This is a genomic window from Silvimonas sp., from assembly GCF_031291215.1.
Lineage (GTDB): Bacteria > Pseudomonadota > Gammaproteobacteria > Burkholderiales > Chitinibacteraceae > Silvimonas > Silvimonas soli.
This window is the reverse complement of sequence record NZ_JARLJK010000136.1, coordinates 20,960-41,031: the sequence shown is the minus strand read 5'-3', so window position 1 is coordinate 41,031 and position 20,072 is coordinate 20,960. Positions and strand designations below refer to the sequence as shown.

Genomic DNA, 20,072 nt, shown 5'->3' with positions numbered 1-20,072 from the left:
TGCTACATCCCGATCACAGTCAAACTACGCACACCCTGCGCACCGCGAATCAGCACTCCTTCGATATCCGCCGTGGCCGAGGGCCCGGTCATCAATACGCAATAGCGCGCCTCATGAAACCCGCGCTGGTGATAGGCGTGATGCAGATTCGGCACAATGCTGGCCGGGTCGAGCAGCACGATCAGATGTTGCGCCAGGTAACCCAGTGCATTCACCTTGTATTCGTCTTCTGACAACCACACTGAACCGGTTTCCGCCACGCCAAAGCGTGCCCGTACGATGCCAACGTCTACGTCATCCAGCGCGGCCGGTTCAGTCACCGTTTCAATCCGTCGCGTGCCGTCTGTTTCCGCCACTGCCGAGCAGATGACTTTGGCATCAGGAAAGCGTGTGGCAATCCAGCCATCGAGGTTGGCAGGCGCGCCCAGCCATTGGCCGCCCATCTTCGCCAGTGCCACTTTGAATTGCTCAAACGCGGGCGGCAGGTCTGCATCAAACAATGGCACTTCCGGCAACGGCGTTGGCGTGCGGCCAGCACCGCGCAGAGCACCCAGAATTGCATCACGGCTGCTCATTGTTCGCCCTCCTCTTTAGCTTGCCGATTGGCGGCATACCACTGGTGGAAAGTCTGTTTGGGTGGTTCTGGCAGTTCACGCTGTTTGCCCCAGGCATTGAACGGGTTGTAGAGAAATGAACGTGGCAGACCGGCCAGTGCTTTGTTGGTGCCTGCCGTCCACTGCCGATAGCGCTTGGGATCAGCCAACACCTTGCCAGCCATTTTCATTGCTTCTTTTTTCACAAACGACACTTCGCCCTGCTCCACCACAATCTGCCGCCATTTGTAGATTTGCTCGTGGATATTGATCTTCACCGGGCAAACATTGGTGCAACTGCCATTGAGCGTGCTGGCAAACGGCAGCGCGGAATATTTTTTCAGATCAAACGTCGGATTGATGATCGCCCCAATCGGCCCGGCGTAAACGCCGCCATAACTGAGCCCGCCACTGCGCCGGTACACCGGGCAGGTATTCATGCAGGCACCGCAGCGGATGCACTTGAGCGAATACCAGAAGTCATCCATCGCCAAGCGTTCACTGCGGCCGTTATCCACCAGAATGTAATGCGATTCGCCGCCGTCACGCGGGCCGCGAAAGTGTGAGGTGTATTGGGTGATGGGCGATCCGAGCGCGCTGCGCGACAGCATGCGGATAAACACACCCAGGTGTTCCATTTTGGGAATGATCTTTTCGATGCCGATGCTGGCGATATAGAGCGGCGGCACGTTGCCAGACAAATCCGCGTTGCCTTCGTTGGTACAGGTGACCACAGTGCCGGTTTCCGCGACGGCAAAGTTGGCACCAGTCATGCCCGCACCGGCTTTCAAAAAATACGGCCGCGTGTCCTGGCGCATGCCTTCGGCCAGATAGTGCGGATCGGCATTGTTGCGATCCGTGCCGATGGTATCGGCGAACACTTCGGCGACATCGGTCGCCAGTTTGTGCACGGCAGGCACGACGATGTGGGTTGGCGGCTCGTCATCCAGTTGCTGAATGCGCTCGCCGAGGTCAGTCTCCACCACCGTAATGCCGCGCGCTTCCAGATATGGCCGCATCTCGCATTCTTCGGTGAGCATGGATTTACTCTTCACCAGCGTATCGACGTTTCTGGCGGCCAGAATCTCGTGCACGATGCGATTGTGTTCCGCCGCATCTTTGGCCCAATGCACCGTCACGCCATTGGCGGTGGCGTTGCGCTCGAACTCTTCCAGGTAATCGGCCAGATGCGTCAGCGTGTGTTCTTTGATGCCAGAGGCCAGCACGCGCAGTTCTTCCCATTCCGGGATGGCATTGGCCTGGCCATCGCGCAGCGTGCGCAGTGTCCACAGACGCTTGTCGTGGAACGCAATGTGCGGCTCATCGGCGATGAACTCGCGCGATATCTTGACGTGATCGACGCTCTTTTTGCCCGCCTTTTTACCCAATACCGCGCTCATGCCATTACTCCCTGATCACCGTTGAGAATTTGCGCGATATGGATGAACTTGAGCGGCAAGCCCAGGCGTTCGGCACAGCCCTTTTGATGCATCAAACAGGACATATCCGCCGACACAATATATTCGGCTCCTGCGCCGGAATGATCGCGGACTTTGTCGTAACCCATGCGGGCGGAAACCGGTTCTTCGGTCACGCAAAAGGTGCCACCAAAGCCACAGCATTCATCCGGACGCTGTGGCATGACCAACTCAATGCCTTTGACACCGCGCAGCAAATCCAGCGGTTTGGACCAGTCGGGCACATTCAATTCACTGGGTTTGGCGTGACCCAGTCGCCGCAAAGTACCGCAACTGTTATGCAATCCCACCTTGTGCGGAAATTCGGCCCACGGAAACTGCCGCACTTGCAGGATATCGTGCAAAAACTCCACCAGTTCATAAGTAGACGCCCGCACTTTGTGGGTAGTGCTGTCTTGTTCCACGGCGGTGAGGTGATCGCGCACGTGGTGCACGCAACTGCCGCTGGGCGAAACCACGTAGTCGTAATCGGCAAAGTTGCGCACAAACAATGCCTCGGCGGCGCGGGCATCGGCTTCACAACCGCTATTGCCCATGGGCTGGCCGCAACAGGTCTGATCGAATGGATAAACCACCTCGCAGCCCAGTCGTTCCAGCAATTCAAGCGTGGCGACGCCCACTTCCGGGAAAAACGAATCGATAAAACACGGTACAAACAAGGCAACTCGCATGCGTCACAGTCCTGGTTGAGTACACCGCTTGCAGGCGGTGTGCCGGTAACAACAACGGATATTCGTAAACGTATGTGGCTTAATCTGCCACCAGGCTGCGCTGCGGGTTTTTGCCACGAGCGGAACATGAAGCGGCGATGTCAGTCGTACTAGTGATTGTCCGCATCAAATCAGCGGACGCAACCCGGAAAACCCGTACGGGTTGCCTATATAAAACATCGATAACTTTGAACAGGAGAACCCCATGCCAACCATGCAGATCACTTCGGAATGGGTATTGCGTAACTTGATGAACTTTGGCGTGGACGCCATGCTGGCCGCGCTGATTCTGATTATTGGCTGGTGGTTGTCTAACCGCCTTAGCGCGCTGTTGATGCGCTCGCTGGCCAAAACCAGCGCCGACGTCACCATTCGCCCGATCTTGACCAGTATTGTGATGTGGGCCATCCGCCTGATCGCGCTGACTGCGGCGCTGGATCGCTTTGGCGTGCGCACCACCAGTATCGTCGCGGCTTTGGGTGCGGCGGGTTTGGCAATTGGCCTGGCGCTGCAAGGCACGCTGCAGAACATCGCCGCGGGTTTCATGATTTTGCTGCTGCGCCCGTTTCGGGTAGGCGATTACATTGAAGGCAGTGGCACCGTCGCCGGGTCGGTCAAAGAAATCAGCCTGTTTTATACGCGGCTGACCAAACCCGACGGCCAAGGCATGTTTGTGCCGAACAGCCAGTTGTGGAGCAGCGCCATTACCAATTACACGGTCAACGCCACCCGCCGCATCGACGCCAGCATGGTGGTGCCGCATACCGAAGTCTCGACCGCCATCGACAAGCTGCGCTCGTTGATTGAAGCGGATTCGCGCATTTTGGCCGAACCGGCGCCGAACGTGGTCGTGTCTGACTTTACCGATATTGGCACCAAAATCACGGTGTATGCGTGGACGCAAAACGCCGACTTCCTCGCGGTGAAAAGTGAGCTGTTGGGCCAGGTACCGCCAGAGTTGAAGAAGACGGCAGCACTGGCCCAACGGGTTTAATGCTTTGATGTTTGATGGTTTTGTACCAAGAACACGGCGGCTCAGTTCAGATGGCAGCCCGCAAGCTAAGTCCGCCCGTTCTCACATCAATCAGAAGTTGAAGTTATCAATATTGGATGCATCAAACGTGGTCGGTGGTCCAAGAATGACCTCGCCGCTCTTGCCGACGGTGCGTTTACCCAACTTGCCAGCTTCAAAGGTATCGCCTTCCTTGCCGGTGATGGTGCCCGAAGCCAGGTTAGCCGCAGCGTAAGCAGCCAGGTAACCCAAAGCACCCGGATCCCACAATTGGAACGCTTTCACTGTGCCGTTCTTCACGAAGGCGCGCATCTGGTTAGGTGTACCCAGACCAGTCACCACAAACGTGCCTTTCTTGGGCGAAGTGGAGATATAACGCGCCGCAGCGGAAATACCCACGGTGGTTGGCGCCACGATCGCTTTCAGGTTTGGATACGCTTGCAGCAGACCTTGAGTTTCGACGAAGGATTTTTGGTCGTCGTCGTTACCGTAGGCCACTTTCACCAGCTTGATCTTGGCGTATTCCGGCTTTTTCAGTTCCTCTTCCATCCACTTGATCCAGGTATTCTGGTTAGTGGCGTTCGGTGTGGCCGACAGCACGGCAAATTCGCCTTCGCCACCAATCAGCTTGGACAGCAACTGAATCTGGCCACGGCCAATGGATTCGCTATCGGCCTGGTTGATAAACAGCGTGCGGCCTTCTGGCGCGGTGTCCGAATCAAACGTCACTACTTTGATACCCTGGGCTTGGGCCTTTTTCAGATAAGGCACTACAGCGTTGGCATCATTGGCAGCGATCACGATGGCATTCTGCTTTTGCGTAATCAGCGTGTTGATATACGACACCTGTGAAGACGCACCCGCATCGGACGGCCCGACCACCTTGCCGATCCCGCCCATCTCTTTGATGGCTTCCAGACCGCCGTTATCGGCAATCACTTCATACGGGTTGTTGATCTGTTTGGGCAGGAACGCAATCTTGAGATCCTTTTTCAGACCTGCGCCAAACGCTGTGGCACACAGCAACGCCGCCAGTAGTGCCGGTACTGCAAGCAACTTGATGTTTCTACGCATGAGTCGACTCCTCGTCAGTGGTGCGGTCAAAAATGCCGACCGTGGTTTTTGGGTACTACCCCCAGCCTTGTTCCGGCCTTGAGTTTTTTACTGCTTGTTCTTTGTGGTGCCTGCATGGCGGGTTGCACCCGCCCTACAACGTGTCCCGTAGCCCGGATGGAGCCGCAGGCGGGAATCCGGGCTACGGTGTGATCACCGCTGCAGCCCGCGCCGCAATCGCCCGTTTCTGCCGCATTTCTTTCGCGCGCTGGACCAGGTTGGGCACCAGCACTGACGACAACAACAGCAAGCCAGTGACAATCGTCAGCACTTCGCTGGAAACGTCGTACAGCGTCAGCGCGTTTTTCAGCACGCCGATAATCACCAGTGACAACAACACGCCAATCAGCGAGCCCTTGCCGCCAAAGATCGACACCCCGCCAAACAGCACCGCCGCGACGACCGATAACTCAAAGCCTTCACCGTTATCGCCGCGAGCGCTGGAAAAGCGCAGCGTATAAACCACGCCAGCGATGGCGCTCATCAGCCCGGACATCACAAACAATTTGATCTTGGTTTTGGCGACATCAATGCCGGAGAAATGCGCAGCAGTCTGGTTGCTGCCGATGGCATACAAACTGCGACCAAAAGCGGTGGACTGGAGCAACACCGTGAACAGGATCGCGGCGATGATCACCAGTACAAACGGCTGCGGCAAAAAGGTATCGCCAATCGAACCAATACCAAACGCCGTGTAATTGGCTGGAAAATCCGCAATCGCCTGATCGCCCAGCAGCAAATAAGAGAACCCGCGAAACATGGCCATGGTGCCGATGGTGATCGCCAGCGACGGCAAACCCAGGCGCACAATCACCAACCCGTTAAACAACCCCGCCGCAATGCCGCCAAGTAGTACCAGCGTAATGACCAAGGGCATTGGCAAACCCATATGCCACAGCACGCCCATCAGGCTGCTGGACATACCCATGACTGACGCGACCGACAGGTCGATTTCTGCCGCAACAATGATCAGCGTCATGGGCAATGCCATGAGGGCGATTTCGGTGAAGTCCGCCAGCAAGTTGGAGACATTGGCTGCGCCCAGGAACTCTGGCGACAGCAAACGGCCCAGCGAAAGCGAGAGAACCAGCACCACGCAGAGCATCCCTTCCCAGCCGAAGGTGCGTTGCAGTTTTTGGGTTTGGAGCATTTGTTGTGCCTTTGTGTATCTGCTACTGGTGATTCTTAAGTGCCTTCGGCACGGTGTTTTCATACCCGGCGGTGGCCGGGAGCCTAAGATTTCCCGACACTCCTTCGGCAGTGGCATCCGGGGGGTTAAAAGCATTTCGTCTGTTGGCGAGTGCCCATTGTTTTTCGTTGCTACCACAACCGTTCACTGTTGCACTGGATTCCCGCCTCCGCGGGAATGACGAGGCTCTGGTGCTGCCAAAGGTTTCTGCCATTGCTGTTGCTGTTGCTGTTGCTGTTGCTGTTGCTGTTGCTGTTGCTGTTGCTGTTGCTGTTGCTGTTGCTGTTGCTGTTGCTGTTGCTGTTGCTGTTGCTGTTGCTTTTAGCTCCCCTCTTCTGGAAGAGGGGCTGGGGGAGATGGCTGCAATGGGGGATTAACCACTGCGGCCTGGTCCACTCCAAAACCCAATCTCCCCTAACCCCTCTTTGAAAAAGAGGGGGACTAATATCTGCTGTTCCTTCCAGGCTCATCATCCATGCTTACCACGCCGACCGAGAGCCGGAGACCTCAGGCTCCGGCCGACCGAGGGAACGGCGGAGCCGCGCAAAGAACCCTGATACACAAACTGTTCGTTTCCCCCTGCAACTTGCATCCGATACGCGTAACGGCATTGTGGGGGTACCCCCGAGGGGCACGGCTTTTGACCTTGGGCCCCGTTTGCGCTTGCGCTGTCGGGTCGCCTTTCTTTTGGTTTCTTTTCTTTGGCGACTCAAAGAAAAGAAACGTGCTCCCGGTCACCACCGGGTATCTCAATCAAACCGTGCCGAAGGCACTAACAAGTCAGCGTTATCAGCTTATTGACACCCTGCCCCCGGATTCCCGCTACCCCACTGCAACTGTCATACGCAACGTCCAGCGACTTTGTGGGGGACCCCCGAGGGGCAGCTTCATCCGGGCTACGGACTTCGCGCCGAATCCACCCTACGCCCCACAATCTCAAGCATGCTCACGCTTCCTCACCGACCACTTCGCAATCTGCCGCGACAACAACGTATCCCCCACAATCGCCAGCACAATCAACCCGCCCTGGATCGCCAGTTGCCAGAACGACGACACCCGCAATACCACCAGCGAAATATTGATCACCCCCAGCAGCAGCGCACCCAGCGTGGCACCCCACACATTGCCCACACCACCGGTAATCGCCACGCTCCCCACCACCGCCGCAGCAACCACTTGCAACTCCACGCCTTTACCAGTGCTGGCATCCACCGTACCAAACCGCGCCAGCCACAACACCCCGGCCAAACCAGCCAGTGCGCCAGATAAAGCAAAACCGTTGAACACCCGTTTGTTGACACGAATACCGGCCAGCGTAGCGGCTTCAGGATTGGAGCCGATGGCGTAAAACTCGCGGCCGCCACGATAGAACTTGAGGTAATAGCCCACCGCAATCAGCACCACGGCGGCGATGATTACCAGCAGCGGCAGGCCGAAAAAATTGCCGTTGGCGATATGCGAGAACGCGTCTGGCAAGCTGGTGGCGTTGATCTGGCCGCCGTGGACCCACGCATAATCAATGCCGCGAAAGATGTAGAGCGTAGATAGCGTTGCCACCAGCGACGGCACCCGGCCTACCGTGACCAGCGCGCCGTTGATACAACCGGCAAACAGCCCGATCAATACACCGGCAAACACCGCCAGCGGAATCGGCAAACCCGGTATCGCGATAAACAACGAGCCCACGGCATAGGCGGTGATGCCCAGCGTGGAACTGATCGACAAATCGATATGCCGCATCAGCATCACCACGGTCATGCCAGCGGTAAGGATGGCGGTGATGGCCACGTTCAACAGCACGTCACGCGCGTTATGCCAGCTCAGGAAGGCCGGGTTGGCCAGCGAAGTGCCCACAATCAACAGCACCAGCACCACCAGCAATGTGCTTTCACGGTTGCGGGCAAGCGTTAATGCCCAGCGCTGCGGTTCTTGTTGTTTCTGTGGCATGGGTGGTGCGCCTGCTGAGTGAACCGAAGGAGTGGGATGAATGATCGAGGACACGTTCATGCTGCTTGCCTCACGCCGTTTTCCATCTGGCCCAACGCGGCGGCCATGATGCGTTCTTCGTTAGCTTCGCTGCGCGGAATATCCGCCGTGATGCGGCCTTCGTGCATGACCAGTACGCGATCAGCCATGCCCAGCACTTCGGGCAGTTCGCTGGAGATCATCAACACCGCCATGCCGTTTTTCACCAGATCAGTCATGGTCTGATAGACCTCCGCCTTCGCACCGACGTCGATGCCACGAGTAGGTTCGTCAATGATCAACACGTGCGGATTGGTCGCCAGCCATTTGCCCAGCACCACTTTTTGCTGATTGCCGCCAGAGAGCGTCCCGGCAGGCGCATCGACGGTGTGGGCCTTGAGTTTGAGTTTGTTGCCCCAAGTGGTGGCCAGATCACGTTCGGATTTGCCCGAGATCAGCCCGTAACGCACCAGCCGTTGCAACACGGTGAGCGAGGCATTGCGTGAGATTGGCATATCCAGCGCCAAGCCTTGCTGGCGGCGGTCTTCCGGCACCAGTGCCACACCGGCTTTTACGGCGGTGGACGGCTGGCCCAGCTTGAGTTGTTTGCCTTCCACCCACACCTGGCCCGACTCAACTGGATCGACCCCAAAGATGGCCCGCGCTACTTCGCTGCGCCCGGCACCGACCAAGCCGGACAACGCCACGATTTCGCCTTTGCGCACATCAAACGAGATATCGCGAAACACGCCGGGACGCGTGAGATTGCGCACCGACAAGCCGACTTCACCGAATTCGACTTCGGCCTTGGGGTAATAGGTGGAGAGATCACGCCCGACCATTTTGGCGACGATGCTGTCGTGGTTCATTTCATGGGTTTCGGCAAAATGCACCGCCGCACCGTCGCGCATGATGGTGATGCGTTGCGCCAGGCGGAACACTTCTTCCAGCCGGTGGGTGATAAACAGAATGGCCACGTTGGTGCCGCGCAAGCGCTCGGCCACCGCAAACAGGCGCTCGACTTCGGGCTTGGAGAGCGCGGCGGTCGGCTCATCCATGATCAACACGTTGGCGTTGAGCGACAGCGCTTTGGCAATCTCCACCACTTGCTGATCGGCAATCGACAAACCGCGCACCAGTTGCGTGGCCTTGAGCGACACGCCCAGCGAGTTAAGCATTTCCTGGGTCCAGCGATTCATTTCGTCGTAACGAATGCGCCCGAACTTGTCCACCGGCTGGCGCCGCATATAAATGTTCTCGGCAATCGAAAGATCGGCAAACAGCGTCGGTTCCTGATAGATGACTGCGATACCGGCTTCCAGCGCGTCCGATGGCCAGGCAAAATGGCGTTGCACCCCGTCGATGATCAACGCGCCGGTATCGGGCTTGTGTACACCCGCCAGAATCTTCACCAGCGTCGATTTACCCGCGCCGTTCTCGCCCAACAAGGCATGGACTTCGCCCGGATACAGCGACAGGCAGCCGTTGAGCAAGGCCTGGACCTCACCAAACGCTTTACTGGCGCCGCGTAATTCCAGCCGGGGTTGCATTGCACTCGAATCCATCAAATATTCCTTGGTATACGTAGGGTTTGCACGCACTGCGTGCGAACGCATTCAATGTTCGGTGCGCATGAATGCGCACCCTACTTCCTGCATACCCGCCAACCCTTGAAACGGCGATGGCTATCAAAAACTCAAATCCGGTAAACCCGTTCGGCATTCAGCCGGAACAACTGCGCTTTTTCTTCATTGCTGGCATCCGCCACAATCTGCGCGAACGCCTGCCAGATCGCCGGGTAGCTGCTGTACAGCTTGTCGACCGGAAAATTCGAAGCAAACATGCAACGTTCTGCCCCAAAAATCTCGATCACTGTCAGCACATACGGGCGCAGGCTTTCGACCGTCCATTGGTGGTCAAACATCCCCAGCCCGCTGATCTTGACCGACACATTCGGCAACGCGGCCAATGCCATCAGACCTTCGTGCCACTGGCGCCAGCCATCCACGCTGTTGCGATCTACAAACATGCCAGCGTGGTTAATGACGAATGTCGTATCCGGGTTGTCTCGCGCCAGCACGGCGGCGGCAGGCATTTGCGACGGATACAACTGCATGTCGAACGACAACTTGTACTTTGCCAGCAATTTGAAATTGCGCCGCCACTGCACCTCGTTCATGTAATGGCGGCCAACGTAGTCATAAAACGGGTTTTCATGCACGTTCAGAATTTGCCGAATGCCGCGCACATTGCGGTATTCAGCGTGCGCAGCCAGCAGGTGTTCCACGTCTGGCTGTGATAAATCTGCCGCCGCGACGATCGCCAGCGGGATGTTGGCTGGATCGTTGGCCAGCGATTGCACCCATTGGGTTTCGCCCAGTTGATCTTCGGGGATCGCTTCGATGTGCACGGCCTTGAGCACCTGTACTGCGTCCCCGGCATCAGCCAGCAGATCCGCCGGCAAGTACGGTTTTTTGATGGCCGCCGTGTCACCGTTAAAACCAACCGCATCACTCTCCATCCACGGGTAGCGCAGCGTGCCCGGTGCCCAGAGGTGAATATGAGGATCAACAATCTGTAGCGTCATGACCTTGTTACTCCAGGTGAAACACTGGTGTGAGCGCCCATTGCTGCGGCTTGTTATCCGGCTCAACCAACATCACATCGGCCATGTAATCCCACCATTTGCGCATGATCGGCAGCTTGGGCAAATCGTCCATGCTGTGGTCTTCAGTCGCCTTGAGCACGCCAAACAGGCTATGCGTTTGTTCGTCCAGAAAAATCCAGTAATCGCTAATCCCGACAGCTTTGAGCGCGTCTACCAGTTCTGGCCAGATTTCGTCATGGCGGCGCTGGTATTCGGCTTTCATGCCAGGGTTGAGCTGCATTCGGAATGCGTGGGTTTGCATGTTGTTTTCCGTTTTCAATGCTTTTGTAGGGTGTGCATTTATGCGCACCGTGACTCCCGGAAAATCTTTGAACGCGTTCGCACAAAAAACGTGCAAACCCTACATCCCGGGATTTACTGCAAATTCACAAACAAACCACCGTCCACTAGCAGCGATGCACCAGTCACATACGCGGCCATATCCGATGCCAAAAACACCACCGCACCGCCCAGGTCTTCCGGCTGGCCAAAGCGGCCCAGCGGGATACGTTTCTCGAAATACGCAACCTTTTCCGGGTCGGACAAATCATCTTTGTTGATGTCGGTAAGAATCGTGCCCGGCATCACCGAGTTACAGCGAATGCCGTACTTACCCAGCGCAATCGCACACGATTGCATCAGCGAATGCACACCAGCTTTAGTCGGCGTGTAGTGGGTCTGGAACTCGCCGCCGACCAGTGCAGAGATCGAACTCACTGCGACAATCGCCCCGCCCCGGCCCTGGTTTTTCATCTGGTTAGCCACGGCCTGGGTCACGTAGAACGCGCCGTGCAGGTTGACTTCCATGGTGCGCTGGAAGGTTTCCAGTGGCATGTCCAGAAAAGCGTGGAACGGGCAGATACCCGCGTTGCTGACCAACACATCGACACCGCCAAAGTTCTCCACGGCAGCTTGTACCAGCAGGTGGCCAGTTTGCGGATCAGCCACATCGCCTTTCACCGCCACCACGCCACGGCCCAACGCCTTGATCGCCGCGACGGTTTCATCGGCGTGGCTGTGATGGCTGACCACCACGTTGGCGCCGTGCTGAGCGCAGGCAATGGCTACAGCCTTGCCGATACCCCGAGAGCCACCGGTGACGATGACAGTTTTGTCTTTTAACAGCATGTGTTTCTCCAGCGAATTCTTGTTGCGTTCTGCATCTGTAGCCCGGATTCGCGAAGCAATCCGGGAGACGAAATGGGCAAAATTCAGCCACCGTTGTTCATTGTTACATCGCAACCCCGGATTCCCGCTTCCCCGCTGCAACAGTCATACGTGTTCTCCAAGAGCTTTGTAGGGGTACCCCCGAGGGGCACGCTTCATCCGGTCTACATCACGGTTACTGCTCTGTCGCTGGCAATCCATGCGGCAAACCACGCCGACCGAGGGAACGCAGGATGCGCGTAAAAGCCCCCGCCAAACAGATGGTTTGTTTCGGTTTTTGAACTTGGGCCCCCTTGCGGCAGCGGGGTCGCCTTTTGCTATCCCGCTCTGCGGGACTTTTGGTTTCTTTTCTTTGGCGACGCAAAGAAAAGAAACGTACTCCCGGGCACCCCCGGGTATCAAATGCCTTTACTTGTGCCAAAGGCACATAAAACCAACTACGCAAAATCAATGCTCATAAGGCCTAAACAACTTGCACTCCGGATTCAACCTCACCCCAAACCCAGGCTTATCCAGCGCGCTGGCGGACATCCGTCCATTCACTGGCACCGGCTCATCCAGCAATAACGGGTTAAACATCGGCACCACCTGGTCAGCCTTGGGCGCCATCATCAAAAACTCGGCAAACGGGCTGTTATGGCGGGTAATGACAAAGTGATAGCTGTAGACCGATGAGCCATGAGGCACGACCAGCGCGTTGTGCGCGTCGGCCAAGGCGGAAATTTTGATCAGTTCGGTAATGCCGCCGCACCAGCCCACGTCCGGCTGGATGATGTCGCAGCAACCCATTTCCAGCAGCAGACGAAAACCCCAGCGCGTCGCTTCGTGTTCGCCGGTGGTCACCAACATGCCTTTGGGTACGTTTTTGCGCAGTTCGGCGTAGCCCCAGTAGTCATCTGGCGGCAGCGCTTCTTCAATCCATTTCAGGCCGTATTGATGCGCCTTGGTCGCCAATTTGGTGGCGTAGTTAACGTCCAGGCTCATCCAGCAATCGAGCATCAGCCAGAAGTCGTCGCCCACGCGGTTGCGCATGTCTTCGATCATGGCCAGGTTCTTTTTCAGGCCTTCTTCGCCTTCGGCCGGGCCGTGATGAAGTGGCATCTTGCCGCCGATAAAGCCCATTTCTTTGGCCAGATCAGGCCGCGCGCCAGTGGCGTAAAACTGCAGTTGATCGCGCACCGGGCCGCCCAGCAATTGATGCACCGGTTCGCCGCGAACCTTGGCCAGCAAATCCCACAGCGCCAGATCAACGCCGGAGATCGTATTGATCACCACGCCTTTGCGGCCGTAATACAGCGTGGCGTTGAACATCTGGTCCCACATTTTTTCAATGTCGGTCACCTTCTGGCCTTCGATAAAACGCGCCAGGTGTTTCTCTACAATGAACGCGCCAATTTCGCCGCCCGTAGTTACGGCAAAACCCACCGTGCCATCGCTGGCCTCAACCTCAACCACCAGTGTGCCAAGCGCGTTGATGCCGAAGGACTGGCGACTTTGGCGGTATTGCTCGTACTTGCTCATCGGCGTGGCGATATGGTCGTCAATCCAGTGACCGCCGCCCTGATCGTGGTAATCCGCCCCGCCGCCGCGCACGGTGAAAGCGCGGATATGTTTGATGGTTGGCATGCTCATGCTTCGCCCTTTATTACGGTAGGGTGCGCACGGGTGCGCACCGTTCAATTACCCGCGTTCGCACATGCAGTGTGCAAACCCTACAAACGCTTAATACGTTGCACGGCCGCCGGAGATGTCGATCACACCCCCAGTGGTGAACGAGCAATCTTCAGAGCTGAGCCAGCCAATCAATGCGGCGACTTCATCCACCTGCAAGAAGCGCCCCATCGGGATTTTGGACAGCATGTAATCGATATGCTGCTGCGCCATCTGATCGAAGATTTCGGTCTTGGCGGCTGCTGGGGTAATGCAATTGACGATGATGTTTTTGGTCGCCAACTCTTTACCCAGCGATTTGGTCAGGCCGATCAAACCGGCCTTGGAGGCGCTGTAGTGCGAGGCGGTCGGGTTGCCTTCTTTACCGGCAATCGAGGCCACATTCACAATCCGGCCATAGCCGTTTTCCAGCATTTTCGGGATGACCGCGTGACAGACCAGGAACGGCGCAACCAGATTAACTTCAATCACCCGCGCCCAGCCTTTGGGGTCGAGTTCCCAAGTCAGGCCGTTGCCGCCGGTAATGCCCGCGTTGTTGACCAGAATGTCGATTTTGCCGTGCGCAGCAACGGTGGCCTCAGCGGCGGCATTTACGGCGGCGGTGTCAGTCAGATCCAGCGCATGTACGCTGACCTTGCCCAGCTTGGAGAGCTCGCTGGCGGCTTCATCCAGGCGTTTGGCATCGATGTCCCACAGCGCCACGCTGGCACCCGATTGCAGCATGCGTTGGGCCGAGCCGTAGCCGATACCACGAGCGCCGCCGGTGATGATGGCAACGCGGTTATTGAGGTCTAGCTGGTTCATCTGGTTTCCTTTGCGATCTTGAAAGGCGGCTTGTGCCTGCCCTACCTGTCTGTCGCCTTAGCGACCCGGCACTTTCGCTGGCACGGTTAGCTGCGTTTGTTCGCCCAAACCGGCAATACCCAATTTCATGGTTTGCCCGGCGTGCAGGTATACCGGCGGCTTCTGGCCCAGACCCACACCGGGCGGTGTGCCGGTGGCAATCACATCGCCGGGCTGTAGCGTCATGAACTGGCTGATGTACGACACCAGCGTAGCCACATCAAAAATCATGGTTTGGGTGCTGCCGTTCTGATAACGGTGGCCATCCACGTCCAGCCACATCGCCAGGTTTTGCGGGTCTGGCACTTCGTCACGCGTGACCAGCCAAGGGCCGATGGGGGCGAAAGTGTCGTGACCTTTACCCTTGTCCCACTGGCCACCACGTTCCAGCTGAAAAGCGCGCTCGGACACATCGTTCACCACGCAGTAACCGGCTACGTGTTCCAGCGCGTGTTCTTTCTCGACATATTTGGCGGTTTTGCCGATCACCACGCCCAGCTCGACTTCCCAGTCGGTCTTCTCGCCACCACGCGGGATTTCCACATGATCGTTCGGCCCACAAATGGAACTGACCGGCTTCATGAACAGGATCGGTTCGGTCGGGATCGCCATATTTGATTCTTTGGCGTGGTCGCTGTAGTTCAGCCCCACGCAAATGATCTTGCCCACGCCCGCCACACACGGCCCGATTCGGGCACCGGCTGGCGCGGTCGGCAGCGTTTCGGGTTTTACATCCTTGAGTTTGGCCAGACTGCCCGGCAATAGCGTGGCGCCGCCAATGTCATCGACCACCGCGGAGAGATCCCGGATTACGCCATTGGCATCGACCAGACCGGGTTTTTCGTGGCCAGCAGGGCCGAAACGCAGCAATTTCATCAAGCTTCTCCTCGTGCGATGCACCGACATCGAGTCGGCCAAACACGTAGTTCGTTTGCAATGGCTACAGTTTTAACCCGCCGTGAAATACCTGACCAATGCGAATTTGGTTATATTCGATAAGTAAAAGGTATCGCACAATCACTTTATGCGACCGCAGCATTTGTAATTTAAATCATACAAATCAATACACTGAAGACAGATCAATCCACTGGAATGGTGCACCGCAATGCTCAAACAATATTTTTATCAATCGTTGTTACATCGCCTGCGCTACAAACATTTGTTCTTGCTGGTGTCGCTGGCCGACCACGGCAACTTGCATCAGGCAGCGGAAACGCTAGCCATGTCGCAGCCCGCAGCCACGCGCATGCTGCAAGAAGTGGAAGAGTTTCTGGATTGCACGCTTTTCGAGCGACTAGCACGCGGTGTGCGGCCCACGGCGGTGGGCGAAGAGGTCATCCGCTTTGCCCGCACTACCCTGGGCGGCTTGCAGCGTTGCGCCGATAGCCTGCAGTTGTGGCAGCAAGGTGGTTTTGGGCAGTTGATCATCGGCACCATCATGGGCGCAGCGCCAGATCTGGTCGCGCAGTCAGTCTCGGAACTCAAAACCCGCAAGCCACTGCTGCGCATCCGCATCAAAGGCGAAACCAGCGATCAACTGATTGATCTGCTGGAACAAGGCAAAGTGGATTTTGCGATTGGGCGGTTTTCTGAGCTGAATCAGCACAACTGGCTGGACTTTGAACCACTGGGCAATGAAGTGATGAAAGTGGTGGTGCGCAGCGGCCATGCGCTGGCCGGGCGTGACAGCATCACGCTGGCCGAACTGGCCAAATGGCCGTGGGTGCTACAGCCGCTCGCCAGTCCGGCACGCCAAGTGCTGGAACGCGAGTTCGAACATAATCACACCGCAACACCGGTCAATACCGTTGAATGTGATTCGATCTTCGCGACGTTGCAGTTGGTACAACGCAGCGATGCAGTCACCGCTTTGGCAGAACCTGTTCTGCGCGACCACCTCACAGCCAAGCTGCTCACCGCCCTGCCCTTGGCCATTGGGCAGAATCTGGCGCCATTTGGGTTGTTGACGCGTAAAGGCGAAACGCTGAGTGGGATTGGGGTGGAGTTTATTGAGATTGTGCGAAGGATGGCGCTGCAGGCGCGGGTGGCGGCGGTTTGATTGGCGGCCCAGTTCACATGGTCAGTGCCCACGCAAACCCTGTAGCCCGGATGGAACGCAGTGAGAATCCGGGGTTGATTCCGCTGGAATACTTTTCGCCAGTGGCCTGTTGTAGCGTTGCTGCCCCGGATTCCCGCTAGCGCTTCATCCGGGCTATAGGTTGGGTCAGCAACTGGTGGATTGCCGCTTTACTCCGAATCCACCCTACGCTACGTCGGTTTTGGTTTTTACCTGGCAGACAAAACCGCAGAACACGCCGACCGAGAGCCGGAGACCTTAGGCTCCGGCCGATCGAGGGAACACAGAATGCGCGTAAAGATACCTGGCAAGCAGTCTGTTCGTTTCGGCTTTTGACTTCGGGCCCCGTCGGCGCTTGCGCCCGGGTCGCCTTTTCTTTGGTTTCTTTCTTTTGGCGACGCAAAAGAAAGAAACGTGCTCCCCGGCACCCCGGGGTATCAAACGCATTTCAACACCGTGCCGATAGGCACTTAAAGCACACTCTCACGCGCAAGTCGCTACAACTCAATCCCCCGCGCCATCGCCGTTGCAGCCAACACCATCACCACCAGCAACCCATTCTGCACATAACTGATCTGCGCCAGTCGCCCCACCACGGCCAAGTTGGATGGGCGCGTGTCCTTGCGGGCGATGCGCCAGCGCAGCAGGGTGATCATCGGGTAGATTTCCAGCAGCAGAACCACCACCAGACAGCCCATTTTGATATGAAAGAACGGCTGGTGGCCGTAGTATTCTGTGCCTTTCTCGAACCCGCCAAATGCCCGGGTGAGGCCGGTGAGGACCAATAGCAGCGCACTCAGTCCCCAGACCGAATCAGCGGCAAAGACCGGCGCCAGATCGGCGTAACCGTGTACCCGACCCAGCGCGCGGGCGCGGCACCAGATTGCGACGAAGGCAATGCACACGCCCAGTAGATGTATCGCAGCCAGTAGCCAACTCATGGTCATGGTTCCAGCGCTCCGGGGGTTAGTCTCATGATGTTAGACCAGATTGATCAAACATCACCCCCGCTTTAGGCGCGCTGCAAAAAACCGACTGCCGCTGCCACGCTGGCTTGGTCTTTCAGTATTTTCAGATGGCCCAGTTGTGAGCTGGTGCGCAGCGCTGCCCCACGCCAGTTGGCCACCAGCGCTTCACCTTGGCCAATCGCCACCTTGTCGTCATGCAGGTCATGCAGCACCAGTAGCGGGGTTTGCAATTGCCCGGCCAGCACTACGGGCTCGATCTCGTCAAAGCCCAGACAAAACCGTGCTTCCATACGGGAAATCATGCGCTGTACCAAACGCTGCGAAACGCCGGTGCGCGCCTGTACCGCCGCCCAGAGCGCGCCAAATTGCGTCATTGGCCCGACAAATACCACGCGCGGAATCTGCAATCCCCGCGACAAACCATAGGTTGCTGCCGCTGCGCCGAACGAATGCGCAATCAAGCCCTGTACCGAATCCCGCCCGGCGCGGCTGGCCATTTCTTCAATGGCTTCGTGAAAATGTGGCAATGCCACTTGCCCGGGCGGTGAATCGCCGTGACCCGGCACATCCACCGCCAGCACGCGATAACCCGCCGCCAGCAATGGCTCAACCATGCCCGACATATGCCCGGCATGCCCGCCCCAACCATGAATCAACAACACGGCCGGGTCGTCCGGATTTCCCCATTCATAGCCCGACATCGCCATGCCGCGCACGCGACCCTGCCAGCGCCGGGCTTGCGCTAGCACGGCAGCTTCGTCCGGGCGTAGCGCGGGGCGCGGCGGAGTAGTGAACAAGCGCTGCAACACACTGGCTGCGGTGCGCGGCATCACCACGTCCAGCGTCCGCAGGCCGGTTTTGAGCCACTTCGGCGCGGGCGGCTCGTAAGAACGACCGGTCGTGCTATTTTTTGCAGAGATCACTTTGGCGTCGGCCTGGTTCATGGTGCGGCTCCGTAATTGGGTGGAACGGGATTCGATATGACGGTCTGGTTTTACTATCGCTGCGCGCGCATTCAAGCCGCATCAAACGGTACGTTGCGCGGCGACGGGCTGGATTCAACAATGCGGTAAGAACGCATCAAGCGCTTGAAGGCCAGACGAGCCCGCGCTTCGGCCTGCGTTTCTCCCAGCAGTTTGTGTGCGTGCTGGAACACCATGACAATGCCGACGAACTCAAAGGCAAACTGGGCTGGGTCACAATCCGGGCGAAACTCGCCTTCGGTGATAGCGGTAGCGGCCACGCGCGCCACAGAACCGCCAAAGTCACGCCAGCTTTGCACCAGTACATCGCGAATCTCGCCGGGGCGATCATCATATTCGTGGGCCAGCGCCATAAAGATGCAACTGCCCTGACTGGTCTGGCCGCGTATCCAGGCCAGATAATGCTCAAACAAGCCGTTCAAGCGCTTTTGCCCACGTGGCAAAGCCACTGCTGGCACCAGTACTTCGGCCGCAAACCGTTCGCAAGCCAGTTCCAGCACCGCTAACTGCAGCGCCTCTTTGGATTTGAAATGCGCAAACAGCCCGCTCTTGGAAATCTCCATGCTCGCCGCCAGGCCGCCCAGGCTCAGGCCTTCCAGCCCGACTTTGCCCGCGAGCAGCAATGCGTGCTCGATGATGTCTTGCCGTTTCTGTTCGCCTTTGCCCATGCGCTGAAAATTAGCACGGTCGGTCGTTTTATTCAATCAACATATCTTGATCGGCGCTGAACGGTTTTCGGCGCCCTACTCTGTTCCGGATCAAACTGCTACGCTGGCGCAGTTTATCCAGATCAAAGTTCATAACGAACAATGTCTCCATTACGCGTTTCCTGTCTGACCCTGTTGGCCATGATCGCCTTTGCTGGCAATTCGTTGCTTTGCCGCATGGCGTTGCGCCACACCACTATCGATCCGGCCAGCTTTACCAGTGTTCGCCTGGCATCCGGTGCAGCTGTGTTGTATTTGCTGGCGCGTACGCGAACCAGCTCCGCACGAGGGCAAGGGAGCTGGAAGTCTGCGGTAGCGCTGCTGATTTACGCAGCGGGCTTCTCGTTTGCGTATGTCAATCTGCCAGCAGCCACGGGCGCCTTGCTGTTATTCGGCGCGGTACAAATCAGCATGATTAGCCATGGCCTATGGCGCGGCGAACGGCTGCGAGCCATGCAATGGCTGGGATTGCTGCTGGCGGCGGCGGGCGTGATCGGTCTGCTGTTACCCGGTCTGACTGCACCACCGCTGCAAGCCTCTTTGCTGATGATTGGCGCAGGCGTGGCCTGGGGCGTGTATTCGTTGCGTGGTCGCGGGGCGGGCGATCCTACCCGTGTTACGGCCGGCAACTTTGCGCGAGCGGTTCCCATTGCCCTGCTCTGCAGTTTGCTGCAGTGGCGCAGCGCAAGCGTAGACCCGGCTGGTCTGGCGTATGCGCTGGCATCGGGTGCGCTGGCTTCCGGCATTGGCTACGCCATCTGGTACGCCGTGTTGCCCGGGCTTAAAGCGACTACCGCAGCAACGGTGCAATTGAGTGTGCCCGCACTGGCGGCCATGGGCGGCATTCTGTTTTTGGGTGAGCCATTTGGTTTTCGCCTGCTGGTGGCATCTGTCGCCATTCTGGGCGGGATTGTGCTGGTCATCGTGCAAAGGCAACGCTGAGCGATCC

20 protein-coding genes are annotated in these 20,072 nt (G+C 57.5%); 4 read left to right on the top strand and 16 right to left on the bottom strand.

Translation table 11 applies throughout. The features are described 5' to 3' along the window. Positions 1-2: 2 nt before the first annotated feature. The 3 genes from P4L78_RS15725 to P4L78_RS15715 are packed head-to-tail and all read right to left on the bottom strand — an operon-like array spanning position 3 to position 2,742. A complete protein-coding gene (locus tag P4L78_RS15725; RefSeq protein ID WP_309328799.1) occupies positions 3-575 on the bottom strand; it encodes an LUD domain-containing protein in 573 nt (190 codons plus the stop codon). Beyond that, positions 572-1,993, bottom strand: coding sequence for a lactate utilization protein B (locus tag P4L78_RS15720; protein ID WP_309328797.1), 1,422 nt, complete (start codon positions 1,991-1,993; stop codon positions 572-574). Before P4L78_RS15720 ends, P4L78_RS15725 begins: the two co-directional genes overlap by 4 nt. Then, positions 1,990-2,742 carry a (Fe-S)-binding protein gene (locus P4L78_RS15715; RefSeq protein WP_309328795.1) on the bottom strand — a complete coding sequence of 251 codons (753 nt, stop codon included), beginning with the start codon at positions 2,740-2,742 and terminating at the stop codon, positions 1,990-1,992. Before P4L78_RS15715 ends, P4L78_RS15720 begins: the two co-directional genes overlap by 4 nt. Before the next feature lie 244 nt (positions 2,743-2,986). Between P4L78_RS15715 and P4L78_RS15710 the strand changes: the two genes are divergently transcribed. Next, on the top strand, positions 2,987-3,775 hold the full coding sequence (locus tag P4L78_RS15710) for a mechanosensitive ion channel family protein (RefSeq protein ID WP_283149111.1): 789 nt from the start codon (positions 2,987-2,989) through the stop codon (positions 3,773-3,775). A 90-nt stretch (positions 3,776-3,865) separates the two neighbouring features. Here the strand turns inward: P4L78_RS15710 and rhaS are convergent, their stop codons facing one another. Both rhaS and P4L78_RS15700 read right to left on the bottom strand, forming a co-directional pair. After that, positions 3,866-4,867 (bottom strand): rhamnose ABC transporter substrate-binding protein, encoded by a 1,002-nt coding sequence (gene rhaS, locus P4L78_RS15705; protein ID WP_283149110.1) that lies wholly within the window; start codon positions 4,865-4,867, stop codon positions 3,866-3,868. Between the two features lie 181 nt (positions 4,868-5,048). Beyond that, positions 5,049-6,056, bottom strand: a complete 1,008-nt coding sequence (locus P4L78_RS15700; protein ID WP_309328792.1) for an ABC transporter permease — start codon at positions 6,054-6,056, stop codon at positions 5,049-5,051. Positions 6,057-6,199: 143 nt separating this feature from the next. Between P4L78_RS15700 and P4L78_RS15695 the strand changes: the two genes are divergently transcribed. Then, the gene (locus P4L78_RS15695; protein WP_309328790.1) at positions 6,200-6,472 is read left to right on the top strand and encodes a hypothetical protein; all 273 of its coding nucleotides are present in this window, start codon (positions 6,200-6,202) and stop codon (positions 6,470-6,472) included. Between the two features lie 559 nt (positions 6,473-7,031). Here P4L78_RS15695 and P4L78_RS15690 read toward each other — a convergent pair. From P4L78_RS15690 to P4L78_RS15655, 8 genes are all read right to left on the bottom strand, one after another. Continuing rightward, the gene (locus P4L78_RS15690; protein WP_309328788.1) at positions 7,032-8,042 is read right to left on the bottom strand and encodes an ABC transporter permease; all 1,011 of its coding nucleotides are present in this window, start codon (positions 8,040-8,042) and stop codon (positions 7,032-7,034) included. 56 nt (positions 8,043-8,098) lie between these two features. Continuing rightward, complete coding sequence (locus P4L78_RS15685) at positions 8,099-9,625, bottom strand: sugar ABC transporter ATP-binding protein (protein ID WP_309328786.1); 1,527 nt, start codon at positions 9,623-9,625, stop codon at positions 8,099-8,101. A 131-nt stretch (positions 9,626-9,756) separates the two neighbouring features. After that, positions 9,757-10,647 carry an amidohydrolase family protein gene (locus tag P4L78_RS15680; protein ID WP_309328784.1) on the bottom strand — a complete coding sequence of 297 codons (891 nt, stop codon included), beginning with the start codon at positions 10,645-10,647 and terminating at the stop codon, positions 9,757-9,759. Positions 10,648-10,654: 7 nt separating this feature from the next. Next, positions 10,655-10,969, bottom strand: coding sequence for an L-rhamnose mutarotase (gene rhaM, locus P4L78_RS15675; RefSeq protein WP_309328782.1), 315 nt, complete (start codon positions 10,967-10,969; stop codon positions 10,655-10,657). Positions 10,970-11,082: 113 nt separating this feature from the next. Then, positions 11,083-11,835, bottom strand: a complete 753-nt coding sequence (locus tag P4L78_RS15670; RefSeq protein WP_309328780.1) for an SDR family NAD(P)-dependent oxidoreductase — start codon at positions 11,833-11,835, stop codon at positions 11,083-11,085. Between the two features lie 486 nt (positions 11,836-12,321). Beyond that, a complete protein-coding gene (gene rhmD, locus P4L78_RS15665; RefSeq protein ID WP_309328778.1) occupies positions 12,322-13,500 on the bottom strand; it encodes an L-rhamnonate dehydratase in 1,179 nt (392 codons plus the stop codon). A gap of 96 nt (positions 13,501-13,596) precedes the next feature. Then, positions 13,597-14,349, bottom strand: a complete 753-nt coding sequence (locus P4L78_RS15660) for an SDR family NAD(P)-dependent oxidoreductase (protein WP_283149101.1) — start codon at positions 14,347-14,349, stop codon at positions 13,597-13,599. A 57-nt stretch (positions 14,350-14,406) separates the two neighbouring features. Further along, on the bottom strand, positions 14,407-15,264 hold the full coding sequence (locus P4L78_RS15655; protein WP_309328776.1) for a fumarylacetoacetate hydrolase family protein: 858 nt from the start codon (positions 15,262-15,264) through the stop codon (positions 14,407-14,409). A gap of 229 nt (positions 15,265-15,493) precedes the next feature. Here P4L78_RS15655 and P4L78_RS15650 point away from each other — a divergent pair, with 229 nt between their 5' ends. After that, positions 15,494-16,447, top strand: coding sequence for a LysR family transcriptional regulator (locus P4L78_RS15650; protein ID WP_309328774.1), 954 nt, complete (start codon positions 15,494-15,496; stop codon positions 16,445-16,447). Between the two features lie 515 nt (positions 16,448-16,962). Here the strand turns inward: P4L78_RS15650 and P4L78_RS15645 are convergent. From P4L78_RS15645 to P4L78_RS15635, 3 genes are all read right to left on the bottom strand, one after another. Continuing rightward, a complete protein-coding gene (locus P4L78_RS15645) occupies positions 16,963-17,406 on the bottom strand; it encodes a DUF2214 family protein (RefSeq protein WP_309328772.1) in 444 nt (147 codons plus the stop codon). A gap of 71 nt (positions 17,407-17,477) precedes the next feature. Next, entirely contained in the window at positions 17,478-18,377 is a 900-nt protein-coding gene (locus P4L78_RS15640) for an alpha/beta fold hydrolase (protein ID WP_309328770.1), read from the bottom strand. A 71-nt stretch (positions 18,378-18,448) separates the two neighbouring features. After that, on the bottom strand, positions 18,449-19,120 hold the full coding sequence (locus P4L78_RS15635) for a TetR/AcrR family transcriptional regulator (RefSeq protein WP_309328768.1): 672 nt from the start codon (positions 19,118-19,120) through the stop codon (positions 18,449-18,451). Between the two features lie 105 nt (positions 19,121-19,225). On the opposite strand from P4L78_RS15635, the gene P4L78_RS15630 reads away from it, so the two are divergent. Next, positions 19,226-20,065: a DMT family transporter gene (locus tag P4L78_RS15630; protein ID WP_309328766.1), complete on the top strand. Its 840-nt coding sequence runs from the start codon at positions 19,226-19,228 to the stop codon at positions 20,063-20,065. Positions 20,066-20,072 lie beyond the last annotated feature (7 nt).

Coding starts and splice junctions, on each gene's coding strand:
- P4L78_RS15700 (WP_309328792.1), bottom strand. CDS start 6,056: ATGCTCCAAACCCAAAAACTGCAACGCACCTTCGGCTGGGAAGGGATG.
- P4L78_RS15645 (WP_309328772.1), bottom strand. CDS start 17,406: ATGAGTTGGCTACTGGCTGCGATACATCTACTGGGCGTGTGCATTGCC.
- P4L78_RS15690 (WP_309328788.1), bottom strand. CDS start 8,042: ATGCCACAGAAACAACAAGAACCGCAGCGCTGGGCATTAACGCTTGCC.
- rhmD (WP_309328778.1), bottom strand. CDS start 13,500: ATGCCAACCATCAAACATATCCGCGCTTTCACCGTGCGCGGCGGCGGG.
- P4L78_RS15685 (WP_309328786.1), bottom strand. CDS start 9,625: ATGGATTCGAGTGCAATGCAACCCCGGCTGGAATTACGCGGCGCCAGT.
- P4L78_RS15655 (WP_309328776.1), bottom strand. CDS start 15,264: ATGAAATTGCTGCGTTTCGGCCCTGCTGGCCACGAAAAACCCGGTCTG.
- P4L78_RS15715 (WP_309328795.1), bottom strand. CDS start 2,742: ATGCGAGTTGCCTTGTTTGTACCGTGTTTTATCGATTCGTTTTTCCCG.
- P4L78_RS15660 (WP_283149101.1), bottom strand. CDS start 14,349: ATGAACCAGCTAGACCTCAATAACCGCGTTGCCATCATCACCGGCGGC.
- P4L78_RS15720 (WP_309328797.1), bottom strand. CDS start 1,993: ATGAGCGCGGTATTGGGTAAAAAGGCGGGCAAAAAGAGCGTCGATCAC.
- rhaS (WP_283149110.1), bottom strand. CDS start 4,867: ATGCGTAGAAACATCAAGTTGCTTGCAGTACCGGCACTACTGGCGGCG.
- P4L78_RS15670 (WP_309328780.1), bottom strand. CDS start 11,835: ATGCTGTTAAAAGACAAAACTGTCATCGTCACCGGTGGCTCTCGGGGT.
- P4L78_RS15650 (WP_309328774.1), top strand. CDS start 15,494: ATGCTCAAACAATATTTTTATCAATCGTTGTTACATCGCCTGCGCTAC.
- rhaM (WP_309328782.1), bottom strand. CDS start 10,969: ATGCAAACCCACGCATTCCGAATGCAGCTCAACCCTGGCATGAAAGCC.
- P4L78_RS15680 (WP_309328784.1), bottom strand. CDS start 10,647: ATGACGCTACAGATTGTTGATCCTCATATTCACCTCTGGGCACCGGGC.
- P4L78_RS15630 (WP_309328766.1), top strand. CDS start 19,226: ATGTCTCCATTACGCGTTTCCTGTCTGACCCTGTTGGCCATGATCGCC.
- P4L78_RS15725 (WP_309328799.1), bottom strand. CDS start 575: ATGAGCAGCCGTGATGCAATTCTGGGTGCTCTGCGCGGTGCTGGCCGC.
- P4L78_RS15710 (WP_283149111.1), top strand. CDS start 2,987: ATGCCAACCATGCAGATCACTTCGGAATGGGTATTGCGTAACTTGATG.
- P4L78_RS15640 (WP_309328770.1), bottom strand. CDS start 18,377: ATGAACCAGGCCGACGCCAAAGTGATCTCTGCAAAAAATAGCACGACC.